The 16006-nt window shown below is 67.8% G+C and carries 17 protein-coding genes; 8 read left to right on the top strand and 9 right to left on the bottom strand.

The annotated features are described in order from the left end of the window. The first annotated feature begins 110 nt into the window (after positions 1-110). Genes AC3DE2_RS04970 through AC3DE2_RS04955 form a run of 4 tightly spaced genes read left to right on the top strand, consistent with a single transcriptional unit; the run spans position 111 to position 3631 of the window. Positions 111-1295 (top strand): MFS transporter, encoded by a 1185-nt coding sequence (locus AC3DE2_RS04970; RefSeq protein WP_488425303.1) that lies wholly within the window; start codon positions 111-113, stop codon positions 1293-1295. A 59-nt stretch (positions 1296-1354) separates the two neighbouring features. Further along, the gene (dkgB, locus tag AC3DE2_RS04965; protein ID WP_488425301.1) at positions 1355-2158 is read left to right on the top strand and encodes a 2,5-didehydrogluconate reductase DkgB; all 804 of its coding nucleotides are present in this window, start codon (positions 1355-1357) and stop codon (positions 2156-2158) included. Between the two features lie 10 nt (positions 2159-2168). After that, entirely contained in the window at positions 2169-3284 is a 1116-nt protein-coding gene (locus tag AC3DE2_RS04960; RefSeq protein WP_488425748.1) for an alkene reductase, read from the top strand. 17 nt (positions 3285-3301) lie between these two features. After that, positions 3302-3631 (top strand): MoaF-related domain-containing protein, encoded by a 330-nt coding sequence (locus tag AC3DE2_RS04955; protein WP_488425299.1) that lies wholly within the window; start codon positions 3302-3304, stop codon positions 3629-3631. Between the two features lie 78 nt (positions 3632-3709). Here AC3DE2_RS04955 and AC3DE2_RS04950 read toward each other — a convergent pair whose 3' ends face one another. From AC3DE2_RS04950 to adh, 6 genes are all read right to left on the bottom strand, one after another. Continuing rightward, positions 3710-4735 carry an NADP-dependent oxidoreductase gene (locus AC3DE2_RS04950; protein ID WP_488425297.1) on the bottom strand — a complete coding sequence of 342 codons (1026 nt, stop codon included), beginning with the start codon at positions 4733-4735 and terminating at the stop codon, positions 3710-3712. Positions 4736-4872: 137 nt separating this feature from the next. Then, positions 4873-5253, bottom strand: coding sequence for a DUF4124 domain-containing protein (locus AC3DE2_RS04945; protein ID WP_488425295.1), 381 nt, complete (start codon positions 5251-5253; stop codon positions 4873-4875). Between the two features lie 107 nt (positions 5254-5360). Further along, positions 5361-5639 carry a hypothetical protein gene (locus AC3DE2_RS04940; protein WP_295375884.1) on the bottom strand — a complete coding sequence of 93 codons (279 nt, stop codon included), beginning with the start codon at positions 5637-5639 and terminating at the stop codon, positions 5361-5363. Between the two features lie 114 nt (positions 5640-5753). Further along, entirely contained in the window at positions 5754-6107 is a 354-nt protein-coding gene (locus tag AC3DE2_RS04935; protein WP_295375890.1) for a DUF779 domain-containing protein, read from the bottom strand. Positions 6108-6184: 77 nt separating this feature from the next. Beyond that, entirely contained in the window at positions 6185-7213 is a 1029-nt protein-coding gene (adhP, locus tag AC3DE2_RS04930; protein ID WP_295375886.1) for an alcohol dehydrogenase AdhP, read from the bottom strand. A 121-nt stretch (positions 7214-7334) separates the two neighbouring features. Continuing rightward, positions 7335-8864, bottom strand: a complete 1530-nt coding sequence (gene adh / locus AC3DE2_RS04925; RefSeq protein ID WP_488425293.1) for an aldehyde dehydrogenase — start codon at positions 8862-8864, stop codon at positions 7335-7337. A gap of 236 nt (positions 8865-9100) precedes the next feature. Here adh and AC3DE2_RS04920 point away from each other — a divergent pair, with 236 nt between their 5' ends. After that, the gene (locus AC3DE2_RS04920; protein ID WP_488425291.1) at positions 9101-10993 is read left to right on the top strand and encodes a sigma-54-dependent Fis family transcriptional regulator; all 1893 of its coding nucleotides are present in this window, start codon (positions 9101-9103) and stop codon (positions 10991-10993) included. A gap of 19 nt (positions 10994-11012) precedes the next feature. Here the strand turns inward: AC3DE2_RS04920 and AC3DE2_RS04915 are convergent, their stop codons facing one another. Beyond that, a complete protein-coding gene (locus AC3DE2_RS04915) occupies positions 11013-11624 on the bottom strand; it encodes a TetR/AcrR family transcriptional regulator (RefSeq protein ID WP_488425290.1) in 612 nt (203 codons plus the stop codon). 95 nt (positions 11625-11719) lie between these two features. Here AC3DE2_RS04915 and AC3DE2_RS04910 point away from each other — a divergent pair, with 95 nt between their 5' ends. Continuing rightward, positions 11720-12952: a glycosyltransferase gene (locus AC3DE2_RS04910; RefSeq protein WP_488425289.1), complete on the top strand. Its 1233-nt coding sequence runs from the start codon at positions 11720-11722 to the stop codon at positions 12950-12952. Between the two features lie 54 nt (positions 12953-13006). Next, entirely contained in the window at positions 13007-13546 is a 540-nt protein-coding gene (locus AC3DE2_RS04905; RefSeq protein WP_488425288.1) for a VOC family protein, read from the top strand. Here the strand turns inward: AC3DE2_RS04905 and AC3DE2_RS04900 are convergent. Then, on the bottom strand, positions 13543-14487 hold the full coding sequence (locus tag AC3DE2_RS04900; protein WP_488425287.1) for a LysR family transcriptional regulator: 945 nt from the start codon (positions 14485-14487) through the stop codon (positions 13543-13545). The genes AC3DE2_RS04905 and AC3DE2_RS04900 overlap by 4 nt on opposite strands. A 116-nt stretch (positions 14488-14603) precedes the next feature. On the opposite strand from AC3DE2_RS04900, the gene AC3DE2_RS04895 reads away from it, so the two are divergent. Continuing rightward, on the top strand, positions 14604-15446 hold the full coding sequence (locus tag AC3DE2_RS04895; protein ID WP_488425286.1) for a type 1 glutamine amidotransferase domain-containing protein: 843 nt from the start codon (positions 14604-14606) through the stop codon (positions 15444-15446). Between the two features lie 47 nt (positions 15447-15493). Here the strand turns inward: AC3DE2_RS04895 and AC3DE2_RS04890 are convergent, their stop codons facing one another. Then, entirely contained in the window at positions 15494-15865 is a 372-nt protein-coding gene (locus AC3DE2_RS04890) for a hypothetical protein (RefSeq protein WP_488425285.1), read from the bottom strand. Between the last annotated feature and the right edge of the window lie 141 nt (positions 15866-16006).

Here is a 16006-nt window from a genome sequence, read left to right as displayed (position 1 = left end):
CAAGTCAAAAGTATTTGGCTTATTAGGGTGTTTTTTCGGGAATGTAAAGCGCCCAGACTGCACGGCGTCCGCTTTGCCTTTCCCGGGAAAGCCCGCTCCGGAGCCCCGCCATGCCCCTTGCCCTGTTCGCCCTGACCCTGGCTGCATTCGCCATCGGCACCACCGAGTTCGTCATCGTCGGCCTGATTCCCACCATCGCCGCCGACCTGGGCGTCTCACTGCCCTCGGCCGGCCTGCTGGTCAGCCTGTATGCCCTGGGCGTGGCGATTGGCGCGCCCATCCTCACCGCGATGACCGCGCGGGTGCCGCGCAAACCGCTGCTGGTGGGCCTGATGGTGCTGTTCACCGTCGGCAACCTGGTGGCCTGGCTGGCGCCCGGCTACACCACGCTGATCGCGGCCCGCCTGCTCACCGGCCTGGCGCATGGCGTGTTCTTCTCGGTCGGCTCGATCGTCGCCACCAGCCTGGTGCCGCGCGAAAAGGCCGCCAGCGCCATCGCCACCATGTTCAGCGGCATGACCGTCGCTTTCGTCACCGGCATTCCGCTGGGCACCTTCATCGGCCAGCACTTCGGCTGGCGCACGACTTTCCTGGCGGTCGCGGTGTTTGGACTGGTGGCGATGATCGGCGCGCAGTTGCTGGTGCCGCGGAACATCACGCATGCCGCGCCCGCGCCGCTGCGCCGCCAGCTCAACGTGCTGCTGCAGCCGCGCCTGCTGCTGGTCTATGCGATGACTGCGGTCGGCTACGGCGGCTCGCTCATCGCCTTCACCTTCCTTGCGCCCATCCTCGAGGACATCGCCGGCTTCAAGCCACAGATGGTCGGGCTGGTGCTGCTGGCCTACGGCGTCTCGGTCGCCATCGGCAATGTCTGGGGCGGTCGCCTGGCCGATCGCCGGGGTCCGGTGAGCGCGCTCAAGATCATCTTCGGCCTGTTGGCGGCGGTGTTGCTGGTGCTCACCTTCACCGCCTCGAACCCGTGGCTGGTCGTGTTGACCGTGCTGGCCTGGGGGGCGGTCGCGTTCGGCAACGTGCCCGGCTTGCAGGTTTACGTGGTGCGCCAGGCCGAACAGGTGGCGCCGGATGCGACCGACGTCGCGGCAGGCTTCAACATCTCGGCGTTCAATCTGGGCGTGGCGGGCGGTTCGTGGGCCGGCGCGCAGGTGGTGGCCCATCTCGGCCTGGCGCACACGCCCTGGATCGCGGCGCTGGTGACGCTTGGCGCCTTCGGCCTCACCGCCCTGTCGGGCCGCCTCGACCGGCGCGCTCCATCCGCCCTGCCCGCCCGGGCCTGATCGTCATCCCCTGTTCCCGAGCACCTTCCATCATCTTCCCCAACCCATCGGAGCCTTCCATGAATCTTCCTTCCTTCGGCGTCGGTACCTTCCGCCTCACCGGCCAGACGGTCATCGATTCGGTGCGCAACGCACTCGACGTCGGTTACCGCGCCATCGACACCGCGCAGATCTACGGCAATGAAGCCGAGGTCGGCAAGGCCATCGCCGAGAGCGGCGTCGCCCGCGACGAGTTGTTCCTCACCACCAAGATCTGGACCGACAACTACGCGCGCGGCCGGCTGATTCCAAGCCTGCGCGAGAGCCTGGACAAGCTGCGAACCGACCGCGTGGACCTGACCCTGATCCATTGGCCGGCGCCCGGCAACGGCGTCGAACTGGCCGAGTACATGGCTGCGCTGGCCGAGGCCAAGGCGCAGGGACTGACCCGCGCGATCGGCATCTCCAACTTCAACATCGAACTGACCCGGCAGGCCATCGAAGTGGTCGGCAAGGGCGAACTCGCCACCAACCAGATCGAGCTGAGTCCCTATCTGCAGAACCGCAGGCTGGCCACGTTCCTCAAGGAACAAGGCATCACCGTCACCTCGTACATGACCCTGGCCTACGGCAAGGTGCTGAAGGATCCGGTGCTGGCGCGGATTGCCGACAAGCACCAGGCCACCGTTGCCCAGGTCGCGCTGGCATGGGCGCTGCAACTGGGCTATGCGGTGATTCCGTCGTCGACCAAGCGCGAGAATCTCGCCAGCAACCTGCTGGCGCGCGATCTGCCGCTGGATGCCGAGGACATGGCCGCGATCGCGGCGCTGGAACGCAACGGCCGCGAAGTGGATCCCGCCGGCCTGGCGCCGGCGTGGGATTGAGGGCCCCATGATGTCCGAACTCCGCGACCCGCTGTTCCAGTCCCATGTCCTGGGCGGTCTCACGCTGCCCAACCGCATCGTGATGCCGCCGATGACCCGCTCCCGCGCCAGCCAGCCCGGTGATATCCCGAACGCGCTGATGGCCGAGTACTACGCCCAGCGCGCCAGCGCCGGGCTGATCGTCAGCGAGGGCACCTGGATTTCGCCGCTCGGCAAGGGCTATGCCTGGACGCCGGGCATCCACACCTGCGCGCAGGTGGAGGGATGGCGCGCCATCACCCGCGCGGTACATGGGGCGGGTGGCCGCATCTTCGCCCAGCTCTGGCATGTCGGGCGCCTGAGCCATGTCCGCCTGCTCGATGGGCAAGCACCGATATCTTCCTCGGCCTTGCAGGCCGAAGGCGTCAAGGTGTACGTGGACGGGGCCGACGGCCAGCCCGGTTTCATCCAGGCATCGGCGCCGCGTGCATTGTCGACCGATGAAGTCCGCGGGATCGTGGAAGAGTTCCGCCAGGCCGCGCGCAATGCGATGGAGGCCGGCTTCGATGGCGTCGAACTGCATGCCGCCAATGGCTACTTGGTCAACCAGTTCATCGACTCCAACGCCAACGACCGCACCGATGCCTACGGCGGCTCGCTGGAGAACCGGCTGCGGTTCCTGGCCGAAGTCACGCAGGCGCTGATCGAGGCCACCGGCGATCCCGCGCGCGTCGGCATCCGGCTGGCGCCGCTGACCACGCTCAACGGCTGCGCCGACGCGGATCCGGAAACGACCTATCTCGCCGCGGCGAGAACGCTGGGCGAAATCGGCGTGGGCTACATCCATATCGCCGAGGCCGACTGGGAAGACGCCCCGCACATGCCCGACACGTTCAAGCAGAAGCTGCGCGCGGCCTTTCCCGGCACCCTGATCTACGCCGGCAAGTACACCGCCGAGCGCGCCCGCGCCGCGCTGGATGCGGGCTGGGCGGATCTGATCGCGTTCGGGCGTCCGTTCGTCGCCAATCCGGACCTGCCGCAACGCCTGCGCATCGGCGCGCCGCTGGCGCCACACGACCGCACCACCCTGTTCGGGGGCGATGCCCGCGGCTTCACCGACTACCCCCGCCTGGCCACGGCCGCGTGAACGGGCACGAGCGCACCATGGACACCACCGTCATGCCGGCGCCCTTCGCCGGCCGCAGTTTCGAGGTCCGGTACGAAGGCCTGACCGCCATCAACCGGTACGATGCCGATGGCCGGACGATGCGCTACCGGATCACCGAAGGTCCGTTGCGCGGTGCCGAGGGCGAGGCCCGCTACCAATGGGCACCCGTGACGGCCGAGGTGTTCGCCATCTCCTGGCAGGAAGCCGATGGTTCGACCGTGGTGCATGTCGACGACTTCGGCCGGGGCACCTCGCTGTCCTTCTTCACCACGCCGGATGGGCAATTCCATCGCCTGAATGGCCAACTACGCGCTCTGGTGGATTGACGCGGATGCGCGGTGGGGACGCAGATGATCCGGACACGGCGCCGCCGTTCCGGACCTCCGCGCGCCGCGTGGCCCGCCCTAGCCGACCAGCTTCACCACCAGCTTGCCGAAGTTGCGGCCCTTGAGCAGGCCGAAGAACGCCTCGGGCGCGTTCTCCAGGCCTTCCACGATGTCTTCGCGGTATTGCACCCGGCCGTCCTTCAGCCATCGCCCCATGTCCTCCAGGAAATCGGGGAACAGGTGGATGAAGTCGCGCTGGATGAAGCCGCGCACGGTCAGCCGCTGGCGCAGGATCCGGTTGACGAAACCCGGCAGGCGATCCGGACCGGGCAGCACCCGATCACGCTCGTTGTAGGTGGCGATGGTGCCGCACACCGGAATGCGGGCGAAATCGTTGAGCAGGGGAACCACCGCGTCGAACACCTTGCCGCCCACGTTCTCGAAGTAGACGTCGATCCCGTCCGGCACCGCCGCGCGCAGCTGTTCGGCGAAATCCCCGGCGCGGTGATCCAGCGCCACGTCGAAGCCCAGCGTCTCCAGGTACTGGCGCTTGGCCTCGCCGCCGGCGATGCCGACGGTGCGCGCGCCTTGCATTTTTGCTATCTGTCCCACCGTCGCGCCGACCGGTCCGCTTGCCGCGGCGACGACCAGGGTTTCGCCTGGCTGCGGCTTGCCTATTTCGTGCAGGCCGGCGTAGGCGGTGAATCCCGGCATGCCGTAGACGCCCAGCGCAGTGCTCAGCGGCAGGTCGAGGCGATTGAGCTTGCGCGTGATCGAATCGCCCTTCACCACCGCCAGGCTCTGCCAGCCGCCGGTGGCGACGACCTTGTCGCCGACGATGAAATCCGGATGCCCGGAGGCCAGCACTTCGGACACCGTCCGGCCTTCCATGACGTCGTTTATGGCGACCGGAGGCGAATAGGAGCGTCCTTCATCCATCCTGCCGCGCATGTACGGATCCAGCGACAGGTAGTGGTTGCGCAACAGCACCTCGCCCGGTCCGGGGGCCGCGATGGGCACGCGTTCCAGACGCAGGTTGGATGCCTCCGGTTCGCCGCGCGGACGCGAGGCCAGGACGATGCGGGTGTTGAGAAGCTCGCTCATGGCGGAACGCTCGCGGACGGCGGGCCAGCATCGCATCCGGTCCCCGGCGCGGACACCGGCCGGGCGCGAAATCTGTGTTCCATCGTTGCGCGGATGCGCCATCAACCGGACGACACATTGTCCACAAGCGGCATCGCCTACCTGCAGGCATTCCAGACCGCGTCATCCAGTCGCCGCAGCAGCTCGAAATTGCGCTTCAGGCCAACCGTTTTCAAGGTCGATTCGCGCTGCCGTTTTGCGGCCTCGCAGGCCGCGGGAGCGCGCGCCGGATACGCCGGCAGGTTGGCCGCCGCGGGGACGGAAATGCGCGACGGGGTTGCAGCCCGTGTCGTGGGTCGGGGGCGAACCGGTGGAGATGGCTCCGGTGTCGTATCCCGGACCCAGGCTTGCTTGTGGCCGGCCTCGCAGGGAGCGGACTGATAGCTGGCGTGTCCATGCGGGTCCACGCACTTGTGCAGTTGCTGCGCGGCGACGGCCGCCGGCAACGCCAGCAGCAACAAGGTGATCATCCTGATCATGAAAGTCTCCTTCTGGAGGCCCAACCCTAGCACGGCCGATCACCCACCGGCATGACGCCGGATGTGCCTCGCTGCGTTTTTCATCGAGACGCCTTGGGCGGAGCCGTTCAATCCGCCGCGGGGTACCGGACAGACAGCTCCGCCACCAGGCGGCCGATGGTTGCGGGGCTGCGGCCGCTGCTGATGGCATCGCGGATCTTGTCCAGCAGCGTGGTGTCGGTCTGCACATGCAGGACACGGCTGCCGGTTTCCCGGCGATGGCGGCGATTGGCCCGGTAGTTGCGCGCGCGTTCGGCGGCGCTCATCGCCACGCCATGCAATGGTGGACGACCGCGGCGACGGGGGAACACCATTTCCAGGGTGCCGGGATCCTTTTCGTCACGCATCACGCCTGCTCCTGTCCGGTTGATGAGGCTAGTTTATGTGACGCGTCACTTATTGGAAATGATCGTTGGTTATGTCGATGGCTTCGACCCATCGGTTCCGATCAGTGCGGCGAATCAGACCCGCCCCGCTCCTTCGAGCGCGGCGTATTCGGCATCAGTGAACAATCGAGAGCGCACCAGGAAGCGCACGCCCTCGCCGTTTTCCAGCGAGAACATTCCGCCCCGGCCAGGCACCACGTCGATGATGAGCTGGGTGTGCTTCCAGTATTCGAACTGGGAGGAACTGATGTAGAAAGCGGCGCCGCCGATCTCGCCCAGGCGCACGTCGCGATCGCCGACGATGAAATCGTCGACCGGGTAGCACATCGGCGAGGAACCGTCGCAGCACCCACCGGACTGGTGGAACAGCACCGGCCCGTGCCGGGCGCGCAGCGTTTCGATCAGCTGCAACGCCGGCAGCGTCGCCATCACCTGCAAGGGAGGGGTATCTGCAGTCGGCGAGGCGTCGGTCACGGGCGGTGCCTTCCAGTGGGTGGAATCGAGGATCAGGCGGCCAGATCCAGCACCACGCGGCCCTCGATCCGGCCCTGGTGCATGCGCTGGAAGACCTGGTTGATGTTCTCCAGGCGATCGGTGGAGACCGTTGCCTTCACCTTGCCAAGCGCGGCGAAGTCCAGCGACTCCTGCAGATCCAGGCGGGTGCCGACGATCGAACCACGCACGGTCACGCCGTTGAGCACCATCCCGAAGATGTCGAGCGGGAACTGGCCCGGCGGCAGGCCGTTGAGCGAGACCGTGCCGCCGCGCCGGACCATGCCGATGGCCTGCTCGAACGCCTTCGGCGATACCGCGGTGACCAGCGCGCCATGCGCGCCGCCGATCTCCTTCTTCAGATAGGCCACCGGATCGAGGTTCTTCGCGTTGACCGTGACCGTGGCGCCAAGACGCCTGGCCAGATCCAGCTTGGCGTCATCCACGTCGACGGCCGCCACGTTCAGTCCCATCGCGCGCGCGTACTGCACCGCCATGTGCCCCAACCCGCCGATACCGGAAATGACCACCCAGTTGCCCGGGCGCGTGTCGGTGACCTTCAGGCCCTTGTAGACGGTCACGCCCGCGCACAGGATGGGCGCGATCTCGACGAAGCCGATCGCCTTCGGCAGATGCCCCACGTAATCGGCGTTGGCCAGCGCGTACTCGGCAAACCCGCCGTTGACCGAGTAGCCGGTGTTCTGCTGCTGCTCGCACAACGTTTCCCAGCCGCCCAGGCAGTGCTCGCAGTGCCCGCAGGCCGAATAGAGCCAGGGAATGCCAACCCGATCGCCCTCCTTCACGTGGGTCACGCCCGCACCGACCGCGACCACGTGGCCGACGCCTTCGTGGCCGGGAATGAACGGGGGGTTGGGTTTGACCGGCCAGTCGCCCTCGGCCGCATGCAGGTCGGTGTGGCAGACGCCACAGGCTTCAATCCTGACCAGCACGTCGCCGGCCGCCGGACGCGGCACGATGGCCTCCTCGATTACCAGCGGCTTGCCGAACTCGCGCACCACCGCGGCCTTCATCGTCTTGTCCATGTGTTCTCTCCTGTCTCTGGACCGGAACCACCGTAGCGCGATGGTTCCCGGCGCTCGTTGATTCCAATCAATCGTTTCCGGTGAGGAGGCGCCGTCCGTCGGACGACGCCCTCCGGGGAGGTCAGAAGAAGCCCAGCGCCTTGGGCGAGTAGCTGACCAGCAGGTTCTTGGTCTGCTGGTAGTGGTCCAGCATCATCCGGTGGTTTTCGCGGCCGATGCCGGATTGCTTGTAGCCGCCGAATGCCGCGTGCGCCGGATAGGCGTGGTAGCAGTTGGTCCACACCCGCCCGGCCTGGATGCCGCGGCCCATCCGGTACAGGCGCGATGCGTCGCGGCTCCAGACGCCGGCGCCAAGCCCATACAGCGTGTCGTTGGCGATGGCCAGGGCTTCGGCCTCGTCCTTGAAGGTGGTGACCGAGACCACCGGGCCGAAGATCTCCTCCTGGAAGATCCGCATCCGGTTGTGCCCCTTGAACACGGTCGGCTGGACGTAGTAACCGCCGGCCAGTTCACCCTCCTGCTGCTTGCGGTTACCGCCGATCAGCAGTTCGGCGCCTTCCTGGCGGCCGATGTCGATGTACGACAGGATCTTCTCCAACTGCTCGCTGGAGGCCTGCGCGCCGACCATCGTGTTGGGATCCAGCGGATTGCCCTGCTGGATCGCGGCCACGCGCTTGAGCGCGCGTTCCATGAACTTCTCGTAGATGGATTCCTGGATCAGCGCGCGCGACGGGCAGGTGCAGACCTCGCCCTGGTTGAAGGCGAACAGCACGAAGCCTTCGATGGCCTTGTCGAGGAAGTCGTCGTCCTCGGCCATCACGTCGGCGAAGAAGACGTTCGGCGACTTGCCGCCCAGTTCCAGGGTCACCGGAATCAGGTTCTGGCTGGCGTACTGCATGATCAGCCGGCCGGTGGTGGTCTCGCCGGTGAACGCGATCTTGGCGATGCGTGGATTGCTCGCCAGCGGCTTGCCCGCCTCCAGTCCGAAGCCATTGACCACGTTGAGCACGCCCGGCGGCAGCAGGTCGCCGATGAGCTCCATCAGCACCAGGATGCTGGCCGGCGTCTGCTCGGCCGGCTTGAGCACCACGCAGTTGCCGGCGGCCAGCGCGGGCGCCAGCTTCCAGCAGGCCATCAGCAGCGGGAAGTTCCACGGAATGATCTGCCCCACCACGCCGAGCGGCTCATGGAAGTGGTAGGCGATGGTGTCGTGGTCGATTTCGCTGATGCCGCCTTCCTGGGCGCGGATGGCGCCGGCGAAGTAGCGGAAGTGATCCACGCACAGCGGGATGTCGGCGTTGAGGGTTTCTCGGATCGGCTTGCCGTTGTCCCAGGTTTCCGCATGCGCGAGCACTTCCAGGTTCTGTTCGATGCGATCGGCGATCCGCAGCAGCACGTTGGCGCGCTCGGTGGTCGAGGTCTTGCCCCATGCCTCGCGCGCGGCGTGCGCGGCGTCCAGCGCGGCCTCGATGTCCTCGGCGTTCGAGCGCGGGACCTGGGTGATCACCTTGCCCGTCACCGGGCTGACGTTGTCGAAGTACTGGCCGGAACGTGGCTCGACCCAGCGGCCGCCGATGAAGTTGGCGTAGCGTTGCTTGAACAGGCTGGACGGATCGACGGCATGGGGACGGGGGGTGGCGACTGCGTTCATCGGAAGCTCCTGGTGGGTCCACGTGGGGGTGCAGGTCCCGACGCAGGCCGCATGCCAGCTTTTGTTGCTGCGCCGCGCCACGCAGCGGGCCCCGGCTGGATGCGGAAACTTCGCCGGAACTTCCGCGACGCAACATCCGTCATGCTTGCGGAGTGTCGCCGGGTGTGCTGTGTATCGGTACAGCGGGCGGTGTGGCTGTCGCAAAATGCGACACATCGTCCGGCGAGGATTCCGGCATGTCCCGTTCACCCGCCGCTCCCGACGAGCAGCGCATCGCCCAGGCCCGCCGCGCCTTCTTCGAATCCGGGCGCGCGCCGGTGGGCCAGGTATCCGCGGCCATCCTGCAATCCTGGCGGCGCAGCCTGGGCTTTGGCCTGGCGGCCAATGCGCGGCCCGCGATCGAACCTGTCGATGCGCCGCGCCTGCGCACGATGCGCGAGCAGCACGAACAGCTCTGGCGACTGGCGCGCGCGGAAGTGGAGATGCTTGCCGCCGATGCCGCCAACACCGGCAGCATCGTCCTGCTCACCGACGCCGAAGGCTGGATCCTGGATGCGGAGGGCAACGCCGACTTCCTCGACAAGGCGGGACGGGTCGCGTTGATGCCCGGTGCGTGCTGGAACGAAGCACGGGTGGGCACCAACGCCATCGGCACCGCCATCGCCGACGCCGTTCCGGTCGAGGTGCGTGGAGCGGAACACTATGCGGCGCCGCACCGCATCCTCAATTGTTCGGCGGCGCCGGTGTTCGATCCGCATGGACGCATGGTCGGAGTGCTGGACATTTCCGGCGATGCCGGGGTCGCTCCGATGCACGCGCTGGGCCTGGCCCAACTGGCGGTCGCCAACATCGAGCACCGCTATTTCGATGAAGGCATCGTCGATGCGGATCTGCTGCGCGTGCACGTCAACCCCGCCCTGCTGGGCAGTGCGCGCGAGGGGCTGCTGGCATTCCGCAACGGCCGGCTGGTGGCGGCCAACCGGGCCGGCCTGGCGCTGTTCGGCCTGGAACGCGGCGACCTGGGGCGCGCCTCCTACGAAGCGCTGTTCGATGGCGCATTGTCGCGACTGCACGACGATGGCGTCCTGCAGGATCGCAGTGGCCGCCTGCTGCACGGCCACGTCGACGGACCAACCCGTTCACGCCGCGCCCGCGCCGCGACGCCGATCACGGTATCGAACTCGACCACCGCCGCAACGGCGGAAGCGCCGCTGTTCGACACCCGGCTGGATACCGAGCTCGCCCGCGCCTGCCGTGTGCTCGATGCGGGCATTCCGGTGCTGGTCCTCGGCGAGACCGGTACCGGCAAGGAAGTGTTCTCGCGCGAGCTGCATCGCCGCAGTGCTCGCGCCGGAAGGCCCTTCGTCGCGGTGAACTGCGCGGCGTTGCCGGAGGGTTTGATCGAGGCCGAACTGTTCGGCTACGAGAGCGGCGCCTTCACCGGCGCGCGCAAGGAAGGCAGCACCGGCCTGCTGCGCCAGGCCGATGGCGGCGTGCTGTTCCTGGACGAGATCGGCGACATGCCGCTGGCCCTGCAGCCGCGCCTGCTGCGGGTCCTGCAGGATCGCGAACTGTCGCCACTGGGCGGCGGCAAGCCGGTGAAGCTGGATTTCGCCCTGGTCTGCGCAACCCACCGCGATCTCGAGGATGCGGTGGCCGAGGGCCGGTTCCGGGCCGACCTCTACTACCGCATCTCCCACCACCGGGTGGCGCTGACGCCGCTGCGCGAAATGCCCGCGCGCGACGAACTCGTTCGTACCCTGTGGCAACGCATCGGCCAGGGCCGTCGCCTCGACGACGACGCGGCCGTGTTGCTGGCGCAGTACGCCTGGCCGGGCAACCTGCGCCAACTGGTGGCGAGCCTGCGCACGCTGGCGGCGTTGAGCGAGCCGGACAGCCGGATCAGCGTGGACGCCCTGCCCGCCTACCTGCAGGCGCGCGTATCGGGCGATGCGATCGCTCGTGCGTCCGCATCCACCGGGGCGGAACCGCTGGATGCGGTCACCCGGATGGCCATGCGCGCGGCGGTGGAGGCCTGCGGAGGCAACTATGCCCGCGCGGCGCGCCAGCTCGGCATCAGCCGGAGCACGTTGTACCGCCGGCTCGGGCAGACGCCACGGCGGAATTGATCACGCCGGGTGACGGGCTTCAGCGTGCCCCCGCTCCTCCGATGAACAATCGCGCCGCGTCGCTGAATTCGCGCCGCAGCGACAGGCCCGGCACGGTCAGCCAGCGCAGCAGCGCGGCCAGGTATAGATGGTGGAACCAGGTGGCCAGTTGCGCCGGTGCGAACGCGGCGTCCAGTTCGCCGGCGTCCTGCGCCGCGGCGATCAACCGCTCCCACAGCGCGACGATGCCGCCATCCTCGATGTCCTCCTGGCCGGGCGCCTCCCCCAGGCTGGTGAAGCGGTAGCGCAGATAGGCCATCAGATGTTCCGGATGCGCGGTGCACCACTCCGCCGAGGCATCCAGGATGCAGGCGGCCCGGGACGCGAAGGTACGGCGCCGGGCGAGGCTGGCCTGGAGATGCGCCAGGTCCTGCGCCAACCGGGCGTCCAGCCATCGGGCCAGGATCGCCTCCTTGGTCGGGAAGTGGTTGTACAGCGTGCGCTTGGCCACGTCGGCTTCGGCCGCGATCCCTTCCATCGTGACCGCCTCGTAGCCCTGCCGCTCGAACAGGCGTGCGGCGGTGTCCACCAGCAGTTCCCGCATCTGCGCCCGCTTGCGCGCCCGCCGCCCGGGCTCACCGGCCTCGGTCATGATCTGCTCCGGAAATTCAAATACGACGTAAATTAATATACGTCGTATACTTTTTCATGTACAGGCCGGCGGCGTGCCGGTTCCCGGAGAAGATCATGAAGCTTGCGGTTGCAACCTACGGTACCGAAGGAGATACCCGCCCACTGGCGGCGTTGTGCATCGCGCTGCGGGCGGCCGGCCATGAGACCTGCCTGCTCGCCGACGCCAATACCCTGGGCAGTGCCAGGGCCGTCGGCATTCCCGCGACGCCGCTGTCCGGCGACATCCGCGGTGCGCTCGCACCGGGACAAGCCCTGGCCACGGCGGTGGATCGCAAGGGCGGTTTCAGCCAGACGGCGCGGGCGCTGGCGGATATCGCCAACGCCAATGTCATGAACTGGATGCAGGAAATCCGTGACGCCGCGGCCGGCAGCGATGCGCTCATCCTCTCCGGCCTGGCCGCGTTCGCCGGGTTCTCGGTGGCCGAAGCGCTGGATATCCCCGTGATCGGTACCGGCCTCATTCCGATCACCCCCACCCAGGCATTCGCCTCGCCATTCCTGGCGCCGGGCGCGGTTCCGCGCCCGCTTCGCAGGTTCAGCCACCAGGCGGTGAACGGGCTTCTGTGGCGGGCGTTCCGCACGACCACCAACGCCGCGCGCGAGCATGTCCTGTCGCTGCCACCGCGCAAGCGTCTGTGGACCGGACATCCGATGCTCTATGGAATCTCCCCCGCCCTGCTGCCGCGTCCACGCGACTGGCCCGACAACGCGCGGATGTGCGGCCAATGGGAACTGCCGGCGCCCGCCTGGACGCCACCTCCCGCGCTCGAGGAATTCCTCGCCGCCGGCGAACCGCCCGTCTACATCGGCTTCGGCAGCATGGCCGGTTTCGATCGGGCGCGGCTGGCGCAGGCGATGATCGAGGCGACCGCCGGGCGTCGCGTCGTGTTCCATCCCGGCTGGAGCGGCGTGGACGCAGGCATGCTGCCGGACAATTTCTTTATCGTCGGCGATACGCCGCACCCCTGGCTGTTCCCGCGCACCGCGATGGCAGTGCATCACGGTGGTTCCGGGACCTCCCATTCGGCGAGCCGCGCCGGCGTGCCTTCGGTGGTCGTGCCGTTCGCCGGCGACCAGCCGTTCTGGGCGGCCCAGTTGCATCGCCTCGGTGTCGCCGACGCCCCGGTGAACGGCAGGCGGCTGGAAGCGCGGGCGCTGGGCCGCGCCATCGCGTTCGCCGATCGCGCCGACACCCGTGCCCGCGCCGCCGAACTGGGCAGGCAAATGGCCGCCGAGGACGGCGCCGGCGAGGCGGTCGCCGCAATCGAGCAACTGCTGTCAACCTGATCCGGGCAAGGTGCCTGCACCGGCGGATTGTCGCCGCATGCGAGGAACTCCGACATGTCCATTGCCCGCGCCGCTTTGCGCTCCCTGCTCGTGCCCTGCCTGCTGATCTCCGCCGCCACGCAGGCGCGCGATGTTCCGGCGACACCGGCCACCTCCTCCGAGGTGCGCGTGCGCGATCTCTATCCACTCATAACCACGCCCGAAATGGCGGCCGCGCGCGATTTCCATGTGCGCCATTTCGGCTTCGAGGTGCTGTTCGAAGCGAGCTGGTTCGTCTACCTGTCCGGGCCGGCCGATGACGGGAGCCGCGGCGCCACGCTGGCGTTCATGACACCGGACCATCCTTCCCGTCCACCGGGGCCCGAAGCCTTCGACGGCGACGGCATGATCCTGACCGTCGAAGTCGCCGATGCGGCCGCCCTGCATGAAAAGCTGCGCGGCGAAGGCGCGCCGATCCTGCATCCCCTGACCGACGAGCCCTGGGGCCAGCGCCGTTTCATGACCCGGGATCCGGCCGGCGTGCGGGTGGACGTGGTGCAGCAGATCGCGCCGGAGGCCGGCTACTGGGAGCGCTTTGCCGCACCCCCGCGCTAAGGATCTGCTTGCCGCGCCGCTCGCACGGGCGGCGGCGGTCTTTGCGCCGCTCCGGCGAGGCTGTCGATGAGAGCGCGCGAGGCCGCCGACAGGCGTCGATGCGGCGCGTAGATGAGGGAGAACGGGCGCGACCGTCCGCGCAGCCTTGGCAAGACTTCGGTCAGGCGCCCCTGCCGCAGGGCGTCGGCCACGATGAAGTCGTAGGTCTGGCAGAGACCCGCGCCGCCGGCCGCGAGCGACACCACGCCGAGCACGTCGTCGGATACCGACAGGCGATCCGGCGGCATCCATTCGATGTCCTCGTCGCCGTCGCGGAACAGCCACGGCGCGATGCGCCCGCTACTGGGCATCACGAACGGAATGCAGGCGTGTCCCGCCAGGTCCTCCAGCCGCACGGGCGTGCCGGCCTGGCGCAGATACGCGGGCGAGGCGACCACGCACAAGGCCGCGTCCTCCAACCGGCGCGCGGCCAGGCCGCTGTCGGGCAGTGCGCCCAGGCGGATGGCCAGATCGAAACCTTCGGCGACCAGATCGACGTTGCGGTTGGAAATGTTGAGCTCGATCCGGACCTGCGGATGCTCGCGTGAGAACCGCGCCAGCATTTCGGGCAGGCGATGGTGGCCATAGGTGGTGGGCACGCTCAGGCGGACCCGGCCGGCGAGCGTGCCGGAGCGTCCCTGCACCGCGCGCTCGGCGTCGTCGAACAATGCGAACGCCGCGCGCGCCTGCTCCAGGTAGAGCTGGCCGGCCTCGGTCAGTCCGAGCCGGCGGGTGGTCCTTCGCAGCAACTGGTTGCCGAGATGGTTTTCCAGGCGCGCGATGGCGCGGCTGATCACCGAGGGAGTCGTGCCCAGCGTGACCGCCGCCGCGGTCAGCGAGCCCTGCTCAACCACGGTCACGAAAGCCTCCGCGTCGCCCAGATGATCGAACCGGCGCGCCATTATTGCTCCTTGAGGAAAAATATATTGCCTTCGCGCGAGTTTATACCCTCGCCGAGGCGGAATAGAGTGCCGGCCACTCCCGCCGCGTCCGCGGCTCCGTGTCGAAGGTCCGCTCCATGAAATCACTCAACGTCCTGGCCGCCGCGCTCGTGCTGGCGCTTCCTGCCGGCCATGCACAGGCAGCCAATGTGCTGGTCATCCTCTCGGATTCGGATCACCTGGATCTCAGGGACGACCGCGTGTTTCCCACCGGTTTCTACCTCAATGAACTGATGCAGCCGGTCAAGCGGTTCATCGACGCCGGCCACCAGGTCACCTTCGCCACGCCATCCGGCCTGGCGCCGACCGTCGATCGCGGGTCACTGGACCCGATGTACTTCGGAGGCGATGCCGGGGCATTGAAGGTGCACCAGGAGCTCCTCGACCGGTTGGCCCTGACCAGGCCGACGCATTCACCGGTGCTCAGCCTGGCGCGGGTGGAACAGATCGGCTACGGCCAGTTCGATGCCGTGTACGTACCCGGTGGCCATGCGCCCATGCAGGATCTGCTGAGCGATCCCGCCCTGGGCGGCCTGCTGGCCGATTTCCACCGCCGCGGCAAGATCACCGCGCTGGTCTGCCACGGCCCGATCGCGCTGCTGTCCACGCTGCCGGCCAATCCCGCATTCATCGCGGCGCTGGCCGATGGCAAGACCCCGCAGCCGCCTTCCGGATGGATTTACGCCGGTTACCGGTTGACCGTCATCAGCAACCAGGAAGAGGAACTGGCCAAGGGCGCGCTGCAGGGAGGACGGATGAAGTTTTATCCGCAGACCGCGCTGGAAGCGGCGGGAGCGCACCATGTGGGCAACGCGACCCCCTGGGCCGCCAACGTGGTGATCGATCGCGAGCTCATCACCGGCCAGAATCCGGCGTCGGCGAACGATGTCGCCGAGGCCATGCTGGAACGGCTCGACTGATGTCGCGATGCGCCATGTCCGGGAACGCGGACGCGGCGTTCCCGACCTCAATGCACGTGCGAACGGCGCCCCGTTTCCGGCGCTGTCCTCACCCGCAGGCTTTCCAGTGGCGCGCCCATGCGCAACCAGACCTCGCGGAGAATGGCCTCGGCTTTCGGCCAGGCCAGCATGTTCCAGCTGTCGAAGCTTTCGACGTATTTGTGGTGAAGGACGTCGAGCACGTCGGCCAGGGGCTGGGCGTGATGGTGCAGATAGGCGTCGTACGCGAACCGCAGCGCCGGCTCGTAGCGCGAGAATGGCGTGCCGGGTTCGTGGAAGTCGTGGGTTACGTATTCCAGCTTCCAGTGGCGCAGTTCGGCCTGGATGTCGACGACTTCGCAGCGGTACCAGCGGCGGGCCGGGGGATGGATGGATCCCATGGTGCGTTCCTCCTCTGACGATGGACATGGAATAGCACCGCCGCTGTATTCAGATCGTCAAATGCGGCCTGAACGGTGCTCCGCGATAACGCTTTCGCGACGCGGGATGCACCTGCTCTTGCCATCGCGCGCGGCATGGTG

This window comes from Pseudoxanthomonas sp. 68-E7, from assembly GCF_057773145.1.
Note: the sequence above shows the minus strand (reverse complement) of the source record. Positions and strands in the feature narration are given on the sequence as shown.

Coding starts and splice junctions, on each gene's coding strand:
- AC3DE2_RS04970 (WP_488425303.1), top strand. CDS start 111: ATGCCCCTTGCCCTGTTCGCCCTGACCCTGGCTGCATTCGCCATCGGC.
- dkgB (WP_488425301.1), top strand. CDS start 1,355: ATGAATCTTCCTTCCTTCGGCGTCGGTACCTTCCGCCTCACCGGCCAG.
- AC3DE2_RS04960 (WP_488425748.1), top strand. CDS start 2,169: ATGTCCGAACTCCGCGACCCGCTGTTCCAGTCCCATGTCCTGGGCGGT.
- AC3DE2_RS04955 (WP_488425299.1), top strand. CDS start 3,302: ATGGACACCACCGTCATGCCGGCGCCCTTCGCCGGCCGCAGTTTCGAG.
- AC3DE2_RS04950 (WP_488425297.1), bottom strand. CDS start 4,735: ATGAGCGAGCTTCTCAACACCCGCATCGTCCTGGCCTCGCGTCCGCGC.
- AC3DE2_RS04945 (WP_488425295.1), bottom strand. CDS start 5,253: ATGATCAGGATGATCACCTTGTTGCTGCTGGCGTTGCCGGCGGCCGTC.
- AC3DE2_RS04940 (WP_295375884.1), bottom strand. CDS start 5,639: ATGCGTGACGAAAAGGATCCCGGCACCCTGGAAATGGTGTTCCCCCGT.
- AC3DE2_RS04935 (WP_295375890.1), bottom strand. CDS start 6,107: ATGGCGACGCTGCCGGCGTTGCAGCTGATCGAAACGCTGCGCGCCCGG.
- adhP (WP_295375886.1), bottom strand. CDS start 7,213: ATGGACAAGACGATGAAGGCCGCGGTGGTGCGCGAGTTCGGCAAGCCG.
- adh (WP_488425293.1), bottom strand. CDS start 8,864: ATGAACGCAGTCGCCACCCCCCGTCCCCATGCCGTCGATCCGTCCAGC.
- AC3DE2_RS04920 (WP_488425291.1), top strand. CDS start 9,101: ATGTCCCGTTCACCCGCCGCTCCCGACGAGCAGCGCATCGCCCAGGCC.
- AC3DE2_RS04915 (WP_488425290.1), bottom strand. CDS start 11,624: ATGACCGAGGCCGGTGAGCCCGGGCGGCGGGCGCGCAAGCGGGCGCAG.
- AC3DE2_RS04910 (WP_488425289.1), top strand. CDS start 11,720: ATGAAGCTTGCGGTTGCAACCTACGGTACCGAAGGAGATACCCGCCCA.
- AC3DE2_RS04905 (WP_488425288.1), top strand. CDS start 13,007: ATGTCCATTGCCCGCGCCGCTTTGCGCTCCCTGCTCGTGCCCTGCCTG.
- AC3DE2_RS04900 (WP_488425287.1), bottom strand. CDS start 14,487: ATGGCGCGCCGGTTCGATCATCTGGGCGACGCGGAGGCTTTCGTGACC.
- AC3DE2_RS04895 (WP_488425286.1), top strand. CDS start 14,604: ATGAAATCACTCAACGTCCTGGCCGCCGCGCTCGTGCTGGCGCTTCCT.
- AC3DE2_RS04890 (WP_488425285.1), bottom strand. CDS start 15,865: ATGGGATCCATCCATCCCCCGGCCCGCCGCTGGTACCGCTGCGAAGTC.